Source organism: Kitasatospora sp. NPDC057940, from assembly GCF_042887425.1.
Taxonomy (GTDB): domain Bacteria; phylum Actinomycetota; class Actinomycetes; order Streptomycetales; family Streptomycetaceae; genus Kitasatospora.
Window position 1 is genome coordinate 173,602 of record NZ_JBHVPH010000001.1, and the last position, 12,955, is coordinate 186,556.

Genomic DNA, 12,955 nt, shown 5'->3' on the forward strand with positions numbered 1-12,955 from the left:
GCCGCTCCCTTCTTATTCGATCAAACGAGGCCTCACGGCTTCTCGCCGGCGGCCCCTTGCAACGAGCAAGGGGCCGCCGAAACGATTCGCTCAGGCGTCGCCGATGAAGTGGTCAAACTCCCCAGCCTTCGCCCCCTGAAGGAACGCAGCGAACTTGTGGGCGGCGGTGCGGACGATGACCTCGCCTTCGTCGGACTCCCGGAGCTCGATCAGTCCGTCGGCGGCCCGTACCTCAACACAGTTGTCACTTGAGGCTGAGTAGCTGGACTTCTGCCACACAGAGCTAGACATGCTTACCTGCCATTTCTTCCTTGATTGACCGCATGAAGTCTCGTGACTCCTCTTCGGAGAGTGCGGTGGAATCCATGCTGGCAAGGAGGGCCCGGAACCTTGCGAGGTGGGCCGGGCTGTCGAAGAGCCGGCCGCCGTGACCAGTATCCATCTGTGCGGCGTCCAGCTCGGTGATCGGCCCTTCGGCATAGGTGAAGTTCTCGCACGCACTCGGGACAGCGCCAGCGGCGAACGGCACGACTCGAACCGAGATGCTGGGTTGCTCCGAGTCCGCAATGAGAGCGTCGATCTGCTCGACGTTGACCTTCGGATCACTGAACTGCATACGCAGAGCTGCCTCGTGGATGAAGGCGGAGTACGGCTTCGCCCCGGAGCGGATGATGCGCTGTCGCTGCATGCGGAAGGCCGTCTTGAGATCGACCTCGTGGCGCAGCGGCGGTGGATAGGCCTGTGCGAACAACGCGGCGGTATAGGACCCGGTCTGGAGCAGTCCGGGGACGAAGGTGGTCCCGTAGACCGAGAGCCTACGAGCATGCCCCTCAAGCTCAGCGATGTCGAGGAAGTCCGTTGCCAGTGCCTCTCGGTACTCCTCCCACCACCCAGCCCTTCCTCGCTCGGTGATGACGTCGGCGAGCGCGTCGATCAGAGGCTGGTTGGCGCACATGCACGTTGTGGCGATCGTGTGCAGCCGCTCCACGCTGATGCCGATCTTCCCCGACTCCATCTGCGTCACCTGCGCCGGGTTCATGCCGACCTCGCGGCCGAGCTGGCTGCCGCCGAGGCCGGCCTGTTCTCGCATTCTTCGCAGTTCTGCTCCCAGCCTGCGCTGACGAAGTGTGGGGTTCGTACGAGCCATGGCTTCCTTCCGGGGCAAGAGTGGTCCCAGTCTGCCGCGCTGGCCAGACATGGGTCCATCCGGGGCAGTGGCCACGATCGAGGGAATATCTGGATTCCATGGAAAATTTTCCATGGCCGTGAGTTATGGTCACTCTCGGGTCGATCCGACGGATCGTCAGCAATGGCTGTTCCGAAGGCAACCCTTCCCTCTCTCCCCACACCAGCAGCCTCGCGGAGGTTCCCGTGTGCACCCTCAACACCCCCTCGCTCGCGCTCGCCCGGCAGTCCCTGCGGGACGCCCTGACCCGCTCCGGGTGGGACGCCGAGACCATCTTCTTCGCCGAACTCGCTCTGGCCGAACTGGTCGTCAACGCGTGGCGGCACGGTAGGACCGCCTCCCCCGTCGTCCTCCTCTCCCTCCTCGGCGGCACCCTCCGGGTCTCCGTCTCGGACGAGAGCGACGTCCTCCCCGAGCGACGCCAACTGCCCGACCTGGCCACCACCGGCCGGGGGCTCCAGCTCATCGAAGGGCTCACGCACCGCTGGGGCGTGGACTCCCAGGAGCGCGGCAAAACGGTCTGGTACGAGCTGGACTCCGCCGCGTGAGCGCCGCCCGCGAACCCGTCGCGCCGGACGACCCCCGGATGCGCGACTACACCCAGCCCCAGATCGTCGCCCTGCTCGGCGAGGTGCACCAGCGCGGACGCTCCTACGGTCTCCTCTGGGGCTCCGCCTTCCCCCACGAAACCACCCTCGACGGCCGCATCCTCGTCGACTTCGGCAACGCCCCCGTGAGCACTCTGCTCAACCTCCTCCACCTCCTCCGCGACGTGGAACGGGACGAGGCGTGGGGATGATGGGTTTCTTCGTCGGAGCCGTTCTGGTGGCGCTCCTCGCGCTCGCGATCGTCACCGTGGCGCTCGGCGTCATCGCGACCCTCAGGATGCCGTGCCCCGGCGACCGCGACGACTACGACAACCAGCGCTGACCACATGCGAAGGCCCTCGCCCCAGGGATGGGCGAGGGCCTCGCGGCGTCCGGGAGCTACGGGGTCAGCCCCCGGACGGGTTCTTGGGAGCACCACCACCGAAGCCGCCGCCAAAGCCCGCGCCGCCCGCGCCGCCCGCGCCGCCCGCACCCGCCGCCGAGCCCTCGACGAGCTGGCTGGCCGCGTAGCCGCCGTTGGCGTCAGGCGTGCCGACGACGGTCACGCTCTGGCCGGGCTGGAGGTCGGCGACCTTGCCCTCCTTGTTGAGCTGGACCTTCGTCGCGTCGCCGGTGGTGACCTTGACGGTGTTGCCGTTGGCGTCGGTCAGATACACGGTGGTGCCGTCGACGGCCTTGACCGTTCCCCGGGTGAACCCGCCCTGGCCACCCTGGCCAGCACCCTGACCAGCAGCGCCCTGACCGGAACCCTGAGCACCGCCCTGCCCACCCCGGCGGGACCCGCTCTGCCCGTATCCGCCGCCGCCACCAGCCGCCCCACCCGCCCCGGCCGCCCGCTGCTGCTGCCCGGCGGCGGAAGCCGTCGCGTGCGAGGAGCCGCCACTCGTCCCGTGGTTCTGCTGGTACCAGACCCCGCCCGCGAAGGCCCCGCTGGCGATCACGCCCCCCGCCAGCACCAGGCTGAGCCAGGGCAGCTTGCGCCGCGGCGGGGCGGCGAGCTCGGCGGTGACGTCGCGGGCGTCCGGCGGGGTGGCGAGCAGGGCGACCTGCTCGGCCGGCGTGCTGCTGCTGACCGTGGCGATCTCGTTGCTCATGGGAGTCCTACTCGTGCCGGAGGGCGTCGATCGGCCGCAGCGAGGCGGCCCGGTTGGCGGGGTAGCTGCCGAAGAACAGGCCGATGGCGACGGCGATGCCGAACGCGCCGATCACGGATTCGGGGATCACCACCGGTTTGATGCCGACGATGCTGAAGTGCGAGCCGGCGATCCCGGCGGCCACCCCGAGTCCGGCGCCGAGCACCGAGAGCAGGGTCGACTCGGTCAGGAACTGCCCGAGGATCACCGCGCGCGGGGCGCCGAGCGCCTTGCGGATGCCGATCTCCCTGGTCCGCTCGGTGACCGTCACCAGCATGATGTTGGTGATCCCGATCCCGCCGACGAGCAGCGAGATCGCCGCCACCGCGCCGAGCAGCACGGTGAAGGTCTTCGTGGTGCTCTCCCTCGCCGTGAGCAGCGAGGACTGGCTGGTGATCCGGAAGTCGGCCTTGGTCGGGTCGGCGATCGCGTGGGTGCCGAGCAGCACCCGGGTGATCTCGGCCTGGGCCGCGGTCGTGCTGTCGGCCGAACTGGCCTGCACCAGGATCTGGTTGACGGACCCGAAGCCGGTGAAGGCGTTCTGCACGGTCGGCAGCGGGGCGATCACCACGTCGTCCGGGTCGGTGAAGCCGCTGCCGCCCTTGGCCTGGAGCACGCCGACCACGGTGAACGGGGTGCCACCGAGGACGATCTTCTTGCCGACCGGGTCCACGGTGTCGAACAGCTGCTTGGCCGTCGTGGCGCCGAGCACCGCGACCTTGCGCGAGCCGAGCACGTCGTCGTCGGTGAAGTACTCGCCGTGCGCGACCTTCTGGTTGGCGGTCTCGAAGTACGCCGGGTAGGTGCCGACGATCGAGCCGGGGCTGTACGAGATGTCCCCGTACAGCGCCGTCCCGCTGGTGGTGACCACCGGGGCGACCGACCTGATCGCGGTCGAGTCGGTGTCGGCGGCCAGTGCCTTGGCGTCGGCGACCGTCAGCTTCTTCACCGAGGAGGTGGCACGGGCGCCGCCGCTGGCCGAACCGGAGCTGACCGTCAGCGAGTTGGTGCCGAGCGAGGTGATCGACTCCTTCACCGCGACCGACGAGCCGTTGCCGACGGCCAGCAGCAGGATCACCGAGGCGACGCCGATCAGCACCCCGAGCATGGTGAGCGCCGAGCGCACCTTGTTGGCGGCCAGGCCGCCGACCGCGAAGCGGAGCATCTGCCAGAGGATCACGCCGGCACCCCCAGCTCGCGCAGCAGTGGCGGCGGCCCGTCCACCGGGGCCTGCCGGACGTCGCTGACGATCCGGCCGTCGACCAGCCGGAGCACCCGCTTGGCGTGCCGCGCGACTTCGTCCTCGTGGGTGATCAGGACGACGGTGCGGCCGGTGGCGTTGAGCGCGTCGACGAGGTCGAGGACCTCCTCGGTGGAGCGGCTGTCCAGGTTGCCGGTGGGCTCGTCGGCGAGCAGCATCGCCGGTGCGGTGACCAGCGCCCGGGCGACCGCGACGCGCTGCTGCTGGCCGCCGGAGAGCTGGTTGGGCCGGTGCCCGGCGCGCTCGGCGAGGCCGACCAGGGAGAGCGCGGCCAGGGCCCGGCGGCGCCGCTCCGAGGCCCGGACGCCCGCGTAGGCGAGCGGCAGCTCGACCTGGGCGAGCGCGGTGGTGCGCGGGATCAGGTTGAAGGACTGGAAGACGAAGCCGATCTTGCGGTTGCGGACCAGCGCGAGCTGCCCCTCGTCGAGGTGGCCGACGTCGATGCCGTCCAGCAGGTAGCGGCCGGCGGTCGGGACGTCCAGGCAGCCGAGGATGTTCATCATGGTGGACTTGCCGGAGCCGGAGCTGCCCATCACCGCGACGTAGTCGCCCTGGTGGATGTTCAGGCTGACGCCGAGCGGGCCGCCGGTGTCCGGGTCCTCCGGGCCGTGCAGCGCGTGCACGACGGCGTCGCCGTGCCCGTACGCCTTGGTGATCCGGCGCAGCTGGATGACGGGCGGGGGCGCCGCCGGGACGCGCTTGTCGATGACGTGACGCATGCTCAGCCCTTACCGCCCCGGCCGGCCCCGCCGCCGGCGGCACCGCCGCCACCGCCGACGCCCGCCAGTCCGGCGCCGCCGCCCTGGCCGCCACGGCCCTGGCCGCCGCCGATCCCCGGGAAGGAGGCGTTCGGGAAGCCGTTGCCGCCGCTGGTGGTGGGGAGTTCGACCTTGTCGCCCTCCTTCAGTCCGGAGACCACCTGCACCGTGCTGTCGCCCTCGACGCCGACCCCGACGCTGACCCGCTCGCTGGAGCCGTCCGGGTGCACCACGGTCGCGGTGCGGCTGGCGCCGGTGCCGGAGAGCGCGGCGGTGGGCAGCGACAGCGCGCTGTCCGCCTCGCCGGTGATCACCTGGACGGTGGCGCTGAGGCCGGTGCGCAGCGCGCTGGTGTCACCGCTGAGCTGGAGCGTGGCGGCGTACTGGACGGCCGTCGAACCGGCGCTGCCGCCGCTGCTGCTGGGCAGCGAACTGACGGACAGGACACTGGCGTTGAGCTTGGTGTCGGACTGCGCGTTCAGGGTGACGGTGGCCGCCTCGCCCTTCTTGAGCTTGAGCGAGTCCAGTTCGGAGAAGTTGGCGGTGACCTGCATCCCGGTCGGGTTGGTCAGCACGATGAAGCCGCTCGGCGCGCCGCCCGAAGCGGTGCTGCCGGTGGACGACTTGCCGGTCGACCCGGACGACCCGGTGGAGCCGGACGAGCCGCCGGAACTCACGCCGCCCACGGTGTCGCCGACCTTCGCCGATACGGACGCGACCGTCCCGTCCACCGAGGCGGTCAGGGTGGTGCCGGTCAGCGCCGCCTGGGCGTTGGCGAGGGTGGTCTGCGCGGTGGCGACCTGCTGTTGGGCCTGGGCGACGGCCGCGTCGTCGACCTTGGTGGTGGTGATGGTGGTGGTCTGCGGAGCGGGCGTGCTGTTCGCGCCCGCTCCGCGGTCCCCACCACCACCGCCGTTGCCGGCGGCGCCGGAGGTCGCACCCGGCAGCGGCTGGGTGGTCGTGGTGGTGACACCGGCCTGCGCCTTGGTGAGGTTGGCGTTGGCCGTGGTCAGGGACGCCTGGGCGGCGTCCACCTGCTGCTGGGCGGCCGTGGTGTCGACGGTGGCGAGCACCTGGCCCTTCTTGACGGCGTCCCCCACCGCGACCTTGACCGAGGTGAGCCGACCGCCGGTCGCGAAGTCCTGGGCCGCGTCGGTCGGTGAGACCAGGGTGCCGGTTCCGGACACGGTGGCCAGGACCGTTCCCTTGGCCACGGTCGCCGTACGGATCTGGGTCTTGCCGGCGGCGGCACTGGTGCCGCTGTTCACTGTGGCGTACACCAGGGCGGCACCGCCCAGGAGCGCCACGCCGAGCGCGGAGTTGACGAGGACGACGCCTCGCCGTCGCGGGAGCACCTTCATGCCGGACAGCTTTCCTGGGCGCTCTTGCGGAGCCCTGGGCGCGGGCTGGGAGAAGACTGACCGGGCGGATCCGGGCATTCCGGTCACACCACCCGGTTCGCGCGGGCGCCTTGGCCCCGCCGTGGGCCGTCGTTGGCCGAACTCCCAGCGGGCTCCCAGTGAGTTCCGGTGATCTCCAGCCATCCGGCAGCGCCCGGGAGGGCGGCCCGGGGAGCCGGAAACGCCGCAGGGGCGCACCGCGAACCGGTGCGCCCCTGCGGAACCTGCGAAAGAGCCTGCGAAAACTAAGAAACCGCCGGTCAGAGCGTCTTGCGGAACGCCTCGGCCACCGAGAGGAAGATCGAGTTGCCCTCGGTCTCGCCGATCGAGATCCGGACGCCCTCCGGGAACGGCCGGACGATCACCCCGGCCTCGGCGCACGCGACGGCGAACTCCTGCGAGCGCTCGCCGAGGCCCAGCCAGACGAAGTTGGCCTGCGAGTCCGGGATCTCCCAGCCCTGGGCGCGCAGCCCGGCCACCACCCGGGTGCGCTCCTCGACCAGCGCGTCCACCCGCTCCAGCAGCGCCTGCTCGGCGCGCACCGAGGCGACGGCGGCGTTCTGGGCGAGCTGGCTGACGCCGAACGGGACGGCGGTCTTGCGCAGCGCGTTGGCCACCGGCTCGTGCGCGATCGCGAAGCCGACCCGCATGCCCGCGAGGCCGTACGCCTTGGAGAAGGTGCGCAGCACGCAGACGTTGGGGCGGTCCCGGTAGAGGTCGATGCCGTTGGGCACCTCGGGGTCGCGGATGAACTCGATGTACGCCTCGTCGACGACCACCAGGACGTCGGACGGGACGGCGTCCAGGAAGCGCTCCAGCTCGGCGCGGTGGATCACGTTGCCGGTGGGGTTGTTGGGGTTGCAGACGAACACCAGCCGGGTCTTCGGGGTGATCGCGGCGAGCATCGCGTCCAGGTCGTGGTCGCCGGCCTCGGTGATCGGCACCGGGACGGGGGTCGCGCCGGCGACCTGGGTGATGATCGGGTACGCCTCGAAGGAGCGCCAGGCGAAGACCACCTCGTCGCCGGGGCCCGCGGTGGCGAGGATCAGCGACTGGGCGACGCCGACCGAGCCGGTGCCGGTGGCGATGTGCTCGACGGGCACGCCGAAGCGCTCGGCCAGTACCTCGCTGAGCTCGCCGACGGCCATGTCGGGGTAGCGGTTGAGCGAGCCGGCCGCCGCGACCGCCGCCTCCAGCACGCCGGGCAGCGGGTCGTACGGGTTCTCGTTGGAGGACAGCTTGTACGCGTCGGCGCCGGCCGGCTTGCCGGGCTTGTAGGTGGGGATGCCGTCCAGGGTCGGCCGCAGCCGCGGGCCCTGCGCTGACGTACTCGTCACGGTCCTACTCCTTCTCGATGCTGTCCGCGCGCGTTCGGCACGCGTTCGGCGCGTGTTCTGCGCGTGTTCTCCGGTGCGGCCGCCCCCGCCACCTGTGGGATCGCCACCGTGCCGGGGATCTCGGAACGCGTCCGGGGCACCCCGGTCGGGTGCCTTGAACGATACCGACCGCGCTCACCCGTAGGGGTGAGATGCCCGGTCGGGTGACAGGCGCAGATCAGCCATTCTGCCGGGTTCCTTTGGCACATGTCAGAGGTAAGACGGCTGGTTTCGTGCGGGTATCGAAGGAGCGCACCACGGCTCACTCTTGGAGAAACGTATCTCCAAGGGCTCCCGATGCGCCGGTCACAGACCCTTGTCAGGAGCCATACGATCGGTCCGCCATGACAGCAGCAGCCAACCAGAGCGGTCGGCGTCCCACCACCTCACGGCGTCTGGAGCGGGCCGGCATCCGGGATGTGGCAGCAGCCGCCGGAGTGTCGATCACCACCGTCTCCGACGCGCTGAACGGAAAGGGCCGCCTGCCCGACGAGACCCGCAGCCGGGTGCGCGAGGTCGCCGAACGCCTCGGCTACCGGCCCTCCGCGGCCGCCCGCACCCTGCGCACCGGACGGTCCGGCCTGATCGGGCTGACCGTCACGACCTACGGTGAAGAACCGTTCACCTTCACGGAGTTCGCGTACTTCGCCGAAATGGCCCGGGCCGCCACCAGCGCCGCCCTCGGCCGCGGCTACGCGCTCGTGGTGCTGCCCGCCTCCTCCCGCCACGACGTCTGGGGCAACATCGCCCTGGACGGCACCGTGGTGATCGACCCGCCCGACCAGGACCCCCTGGTCAGCGAGCTGTACCGGTCCGGCGTCCCGGTCGTCAGCGACGGCAAGCCCGGCAACTGCCCGGTCACCGCCTGGGTCGACAACGACCACGAGGCCGCCGTGCTCGGCATCCTCGACCACCTCTCCGAGGCCGGCGCCCGCCGCATCGGCCTGCTCACCGGCACCAGCACCGACACCTACACCCGGCTCTCCACCGAGGCCTACCTCGGCTGGTGCGCCAAGGTCGGACAGGAGCCGGTCTACGAGGCCTACCCCGCGCACGACCCGGCCGCCGGCGCCGTCGCCGCCGACCGGCTGCTCGCCCGCCCCGACCGGCCCGACGCCGTCTACGGCCTGTTCGACCCCAACGGCACCGACCTGCTCGCCGCCGCCCGCCGCTACGGCCTGCGGGTCCCCGACGACCTGCTGCTGGTCTGCTGCAGCGAGAGCGACGTCTACGCCACCACCGAACCGCCGATCACCACGCTCTCCCTCAAGCCGCGCCGGATCGGCACCACCGTGGTCAACCTGCTCATCGACGCCATCGAGGGCGTCGACTCGGGGACGGGCGTCGACATCGCCCGGCTCTTCCCGCCGCGCTTCCGCACCGCCGGCACCGGCCCGCCACCGGGCACCCTGATGCCGACCGAGCTGATCGTTCGCGCGTCCTCCCAGCGCCGGAGCCCGCGCACCACCGTCAGCCCTCCCCGACTCCCGGGCGAGGTCTAGACCATACCGAGCCGGGACAAAACGGACCTTGCGGGACGGCCCGGCTGACGCTCCGGAGGATTGGATACCCACCAGGTGACGACGCCGGGAGAGTGGTCTTCCTATGATGGGCGAATGACACCCGAGGACCGCTTCCCCGGGCCTGAACACCCCGACTCAGGCCCCCGCCACCAGCCGGACCTCGACGTGCTGCCGTACGGCACCTACTACGAACCGGAGCCCGCCACCGGCTACCCCGGCACGCCGTACGAAGCGGAGACCTACAGCGGCTACGGCGGAGCCCGCTACCTGGAGCAGCACTGGCCCGCCGACGGGCAGGACCACACCGTGCACGCCCCGGAGAACGCCCCGCTCTTCTCCCCGCAGGACCACGCCGGCTCCCACCAGGACCACGCCGGCTCCCACCAGGACCACCCCGGCTACGAGCCGACCCTGCCCGACCAGCAGTCCCCCGCCCACCAGGACCACGCCCACCAGGCCCCCGGCCGCGACGACCCGCCGACCATCGAACTCGGCCCGCCGCTGCCCGACCCCTCCGCGCCCAGCTACCCGTACCCCGCCCCCGGCCCCGGCGAGCCCCCCGGCCCGCTCTACGTCGTCGGCGACGTGCACGGCTACCTGGAGGAGCTGCGCGCCGAGCTGCGCCACCAGGGCCTGATCGACGCCGAAGGCCACTGGTCCGCCGGCCGCTCCCGGATCTGGTTCCTCGGCGACTTCACCGACCGCGGCCCCGACGGCATCGGCGTCATCGACCTCGTGATGCAGCTCGCCGCCGAAGCCGCCGCCGCCGGCGGCTACTGCCGCGCCCTGATGGGCAATCACGAACTGCTCTTCCTCGGCGCCGCCCGGTACGGCGACGAACCCGTCCAGTCCACCGCCGGCACCGCCTCCTTCCTCGCCGCCTGGCGGCTCAACGGCGGCCAGCAGCACGACCTGGACCGGCTGGAGGGCCACCACATCAGCTGGCTCTCCCGGCTGCCCGCCATCGCGCTGGAGGACGGCCACCTGCTGCTGCACTCCGACACCACCGCGTACCTGGAGTACGGCGAGTCCATCCCCGACGTCAACGACGCCGTCCACAGCCTGCTCGCCGACGAGGGCGTCGACGAGTGGTGGGACTGCTTCCGCCGCTTCACCAAGCGCTTCGCCTTCCGCGGCGACGCCGGCCCGACGGCCGTCCACGAGCTCCTCGACACCTACGGCGGCACCCGCATCGTGCACGGGCACAGCCCCATCCCGTACCTCACCGGCGCGGTGCACGCCGACGACGGCCAGCCGCCGCACATCCCCGGCCCCTACGTCTACGCCGACGACCTCGCGGTGGCCATGGACGGCGGCGTCACCATGGAAGGGCGCCTGCTCGTCGCCCGACTCCCCGTCAACTGAGGCCTGCGGACCGGGGCCGGTCGAACGGGCGTTCCCGGCGCCCGGGCCACCGCACGCGCGCGGGCCGGGGCGCGAAATTCCGGAAACCGACTGTCAGCACGGCCGCGCCCGCCCCTAACATGAGGCACACCACACCCGGCCGCCCGTCCGGCGGCTCGCCTCCGCGCCCGTTTCGGCGCCCCTGAGGGTCCCGCGGCCCCTGGGGCGGAGCGAACCGGGGTCCGCATGAACGGGGTCCCCATGACCAACCCCCCGCCGCTGCTCGCCGAGGACCGCCCGGAATACGAGCGCCTCCTCGCCGAAGCCCTGCGCGACCACACCGTCCTCACCGCCCTGCGCGCCCCCGGCGCGCTCACCGCCGACCAGCTGCGCATCCGCGGCCTGCGCGACGCCGACGCCATCGCCGCCGCGGCCGCCACCGAGTACACGCACTACACCCGGCTGCGCGAGACCCTGCGCACCACACCCCCGCCGCCCCCGGGCACCGAGCCCACCGCCCCCGGGCTGCTCACCCAACTGCGCTCCGCCAACGGCGGCGCCGGGATCTTCCCCGTCCTCACCGTGCTCACCCCGGTCCTCGCCTGGACCGCCGCCCTGGTCCTGCTGCTCATCGGCTACCTGCTGCGCGCCGCCAACCCCGACCTCACCCTCGCCCGCAGCCTCGTCACCGCCGGCTGGGTCGCCCTCGCCGCCGGAGTCGCCGCGATGGCCATCGGCATCATCGGACTCGTCCTCACCGCCATACGCGACGGCGGCGCCGCCGCCCCGGCCGGCACCGACCCCGAACTCGCCGCCGAACTCGCCGACGCCCACCGCGAATGGCGCACCGCGCTGCGCGACCGCGGCCTGCTCCCCTACCTGCACACCCACCTGCCCGCCGTCCCCGCCGGCGCCCCCGACTTCACCAGCCCGGGGTACACCTCACCCGACTTCTCCAGCCCGGGCCCCGTCCCCACCGCCGACTACACCTCACCCGACTTCACCAGCCCCGGCACCGTCCCCACCCCGGCCCCCGACTTCACCACCCCCGGCTACACCAGCCCCGCCTTCACCAGCCCCGACGACGTCACCTGAACACCCGGATCATGGACAGCGCGAGCGCCCGGTTGATCACCTGGGCGAGGCTGAACGTTCCGTCGACCCTCGCCTCGTGCGCGAGCCACCCGACGTCGACGGGCGCCGTCTCCTGTCCCAGCGGATGGGTGAACCCGGTGACGACCCAGCGGCCCCCGAGAGGCGAGGACGCGTCGACCAGCCAGTCCCAACGGGCCTCGTACGCACTGATCAGGAACTCGCCGGCGAAGAGCATCAGCAGCATGTGGGCCCTGGCCCACTCGTCCTCGGACAGTTCGGGGTAGGTCGCCCACTCGGCGAGCTCCTCTCCGACGATGCGGACGGCCCTACCCGGATTGGTCTGCATCAGGTCCTCGCGCTCACCGATGACGGCCAGCATCTCCCGCGTGAACTCGCGGGACTCCTCCGCCCAACCGGCGACATCGGGTTGGCCGTTGCTCTGCTGATTCATGGCGGCATCAGTATCAGAGCGGATCACCGCTCCGCCAGCCACCCGTCCCTCCTACGGCAGCCGCACGCCGAGGCGCTGCGCCGGTCAAGGGTGGATCGAGGCGAAGACCTCGATCTCGCACTTGGCCGCACCGCTGCGCTTGATCCTTGCGTCGCTGGTGATCAGCGGTACGCCCAGGGCCTCCGCCAAGGCGACGTACTGAGAGTCGTAGGCGCTGAGGTTCGCGTGCAGGTTCTTCACCCGGTCCCAGAAGGGCAACGTTTCCCGCTTGGCAATGGGAAGCATCCGGTACGCGGTGATCGCCCTCTCCACTTCCCTCTCGGTCAGCTTGCCGCCACGTTTCATGCCGAGGAGGGCTGACTGGATCTCGTAGTCCAGGAGGGTGGGTGCGTAGACGTCCCCGGCCTCGGCCACCCGGCTGCGGACCAGCTGCCCGTCAGGGCCGTGGGCCGTGAGAACCAGGACCAGCGCGGAGCAGTCAATGACGATCAACGCCCGGCCCGCCCCTCATCAATCGCCGCGAGGACATCGGCGGTGCTGACGGTGGCAGTGGTCTCCCGGTTCAGCCTGTCCATCATCTCCGCCATCGTGGGCTTGGATGCCTCCTTGGCGATCAGGTCCTGCATGAACGCCTGGAGCGACTTGCCGGCCTGCGCTGCGCGAACCTTCAAGGTCTGGATCTGGTCGTCCGGGACGTCCCGGATCGTGAGGACTGTCATGCCTGCATTATAGCGCGGGTATCTGCAAAATGCAGATACCCGCTGAATCGACCCTCGGGCCTCAGCAGACGAGCGGCGGAACCGCGAAGAGCGACCCCGAG

At 71.3% G+C, this 12,955-nt stretch carries 16 protein-coding genes; 6 read left to right on the top strand and 10 right to left on the bottom strand.

Annotated features, from left to right (window positions below; translation table 11 throughout):
* Positions 1-90: 90 nt before the first annotated feature.
* Positions 91-291 carry a DUF397 domain-containing protein gene (locus ACFVTF_RS00820; RefSeq protein ID WP_387807434.1) on the bottom strand — a complete coding sequence of 67 codons (201 nt, stop codon included), beginning with the start codon at positions 289-291 and terminating at the stop codon, positions 91-93.
* Positions 284-1,261 carry a helix-turn-helix domain-containing protein gene (locus ACFVTF_RS00825; RefSeq protein WP_387807437.1) on the bottom strand — a complete coding sequence of 326 codons (978 nt, stop codon included), beginning with the start codon at positions 1,259-1,261 and terminating at the stop codon, positions 284-286. Before ACFVTF_RS00825 ends, ACFVTF_RS00820 begins: the two co-directional genes overlap by 8 nt.
* 110 nt (positions 1,262-1,371) lie before the next feature.
* Between ACFVTF_RS00825 and ACFVTF_RS00830 the strand changes: the two genes are divergently transcribed.
* Genes ACFVTF_RS00830 through ACFVTF_RS00840 form a run of 3 tightly spaced genes read left to right on the top strand, consistent with a single transcriptional unit; the run spans position 1,372 to position 2,116 of the window.
* Positions 1,372-1,734 carry an ATP-binding protein gene (locus ACFVTF_RS00830; protein ID WP_387807440.1) on the top strand — a complete coding sequence of 121 codons (363 nt, stop codon included), beginning with the start codon at positions 1,372-1,374 and terminating at the stop codon, positions 1,732-1,734.
* Positions 1,731-1,985 carry a hypothetical protein gene (locus ACFVTF_RS00835; RefSeq protein WP_063348409.1) on the top strand — a complete coding sequence of 85 codons (255 nt, stop codon included), beginning with the start codon at positions 1,731-1,733 and terminating at the stop codon, positions 1,983-1,985. Before ACFVTF_RS00830 ends, ACFVTF_RS00835 begins: the two co-directional genes overlap by 4 nt.
* Positions 1,985-2,116: a hypothetical protein gene (locus ACFVTF_RS00840; RefSeq protein WP_387807444.1), complete on the top strand. Its 132-nt coding sequence runs from the start codon at positions 1,985-1,987 to the stop codon at positions 2,114-2,116. Before ACFVTF_RS00835 ends, ACFVTF_RS00840 begins: the two co-directional genes overlap by 1 nt.
* A gap of 64 nt (positions 2,117-2,180) precedes the next feature.
* Here ACFVTF_RS00840 and ACFVTF_RS00845 read toward each other — a convergent pair whose 3' ends face one another.
* The 5 genes from ACFVTF_RS00845 to hisC form a co-directional block, all read right to left on the bottom strand.
* Positions 2,181-2,888 (bottom strand): hypothetical protein, encoded by a 708-nt coding sequence (locus tag ACFVTF_RS00845; RefSeq protein WP_387807447.1) that lies wholly within the window; start codon positions 2,886-2,888, stop codon positions 2,181-2,183.
* Positions 2,889-2,895: 7 nt separating this feature from the next.
* Positions 2,896-4,107: an ABC transporter permease gene (locus ACFVTF_RS00850; protein WP_350876859.1), complete on the bottom strand. Its 1,212-nt coding sequence runs from the start codon at positions 4,105-4,107 to the stop codon at positions 2,896-2,898.
* The gene (locus ACFVTF_RS00855) at positions 4,104-4,907 is read right to left on the bottom strand and encodes an ABC transporter ATP-binding protein (protein ID WP_363368137.1); all 804 of its coding nucleotides are present in this window, start codon (positions 4,905-4,907) and stop codon (positions 4,104-4,106) included. Before ACFVTF_RS00855 ends, ACFVTF_RS00850 begins: the two co-directional genes overlap by 4 nt.
* Positions 4,908-4,909: 2 nt before the next feature.
* Entirely contained in the window at positions 4,910-6,307 is a 1,398-nt protein-coding gene (locus ACFVTF_RS00860) for an efflux RND transporter periplasmic adaptor subunit (RefSeq protein ID WP_387807450.1), read from the bottom strand.
* Between the two features lie 299 nt (positions 6,308-6,606).
* Positions 6,607-7,683 carry a histidinol-phosphate transaminase gene (gene hisC, locus ACFVTF_RS00865; RefSeq protein ID WP_371517822.1) on the bottom strand — a complete coding sequence of 359 codons (1,077 nt, stop codon included), beginning with the start codon at positions 7,681-7,683 and terminating at the stop codon, positions 6,607-6,609.
* A gap of 383 nt (positions 7,684-8,066) precedes the next feature.
* On the opposite strand from hisC, the gene ACFVTF_RS00870 reads away from it, so the two are divergent.
* From ACFVTF_RS00870 to ACFVTF_RS00880, 3 genes are all read left to right on the top strand, one after another.
* Positions 8,067-9,224 (top strand): LacI family DNA-binding transcriptional regulator, encoded by a 1,158-nt coding sequence (locus ACFVTF_RS00870; protein ID WP_387807453.1) that lies wholly within the window; start codon positions 8,067-8,069, stop codon positions 9,222-9,224.
* Positions 9,225-9,338: 114 nt separating this feature from the next.
* Positions 9,339-10,610 carry a metallophosphoesterase gene (locus ACFVTF_RS00875; RefSeq protein WP_387807456.1) on the top strand — a complete coding sequence of 424 codons (1,272 nt, stop codon included), beginning with the start codon at positions 9,339-9,341 and terminating at the stop codon, positions 10,608-10,610.
* A gap of 240 nt (positions 10,611-10,850) precedes the next feature.
* Positions 10,851-11,684 (top strand): hypothetical protein, encoded by an 834-nt coding sequence (locus ACFVTF_RS00880; RefSeq protein WP_387807458.1) that lies wholly within the window; start codon positions 10,851-10,853, stop codon positions 11,682-11,684.
* Here ACFVTF_RS00880 and ACFVTF_RS00885 read toward each other — a convergent pair.
* The 3 genes from ACFVTF_RS00885 to ACFVTF_RS00895 all read right to left on the bottom strand — a co-directional run bounded on the left by ACFVTF_RS00885 (position 11,677) and on the right by ACFVTF_RS00895 (position 12,854).
* Positions 11,677-12,135 carry a hypothetical protein gene (locus tag ACFVTF_RS00885; RefSeq protein ID WP_387807461.1) on the bottom strand — a complete coding sequence of 153 codons (459 nt, stop codon included), beginning with the start codon at positions 12,133-12,135 and terminating at the stop codon, positions 11,677-11,679. The genes ACFVTF_RS00880 and ACFVTF_RS00885 overlap by 8 nt on opposite strands.
* An 84-nt stretch (positions 12,136-12,219) precedes the next feature.
* Complete coding sequence (locus tag ACFVTF_RS00890) at positions 12,220-12,627, bottom strand: type II toxin-antitoxin system VapC family toxin (RefSeq protein ID WP_387807463.1); 408 nt, start codon at positions 12,625-12,627, stop codon at positions 12,220-12,222.
* Positions 12,624-12,854: an antitoxin gene (locus ACFVTF_RS00895; RefSeq protein WP_387807466.1), complete on the bottom strand. Its 231-nt coding sequence runs from the start codon at positions 12,852-12,854 to the stop codon at positions 12,624-12,626. The genes ACFVTF_RS00890 and ACFVTF_RS00895 overlap by 4 nt, the downstream gene beginning before the upstream one ends.
* Between the last annotated feature and the right edge of the window lie 101 nt (positions 12,855-12,955).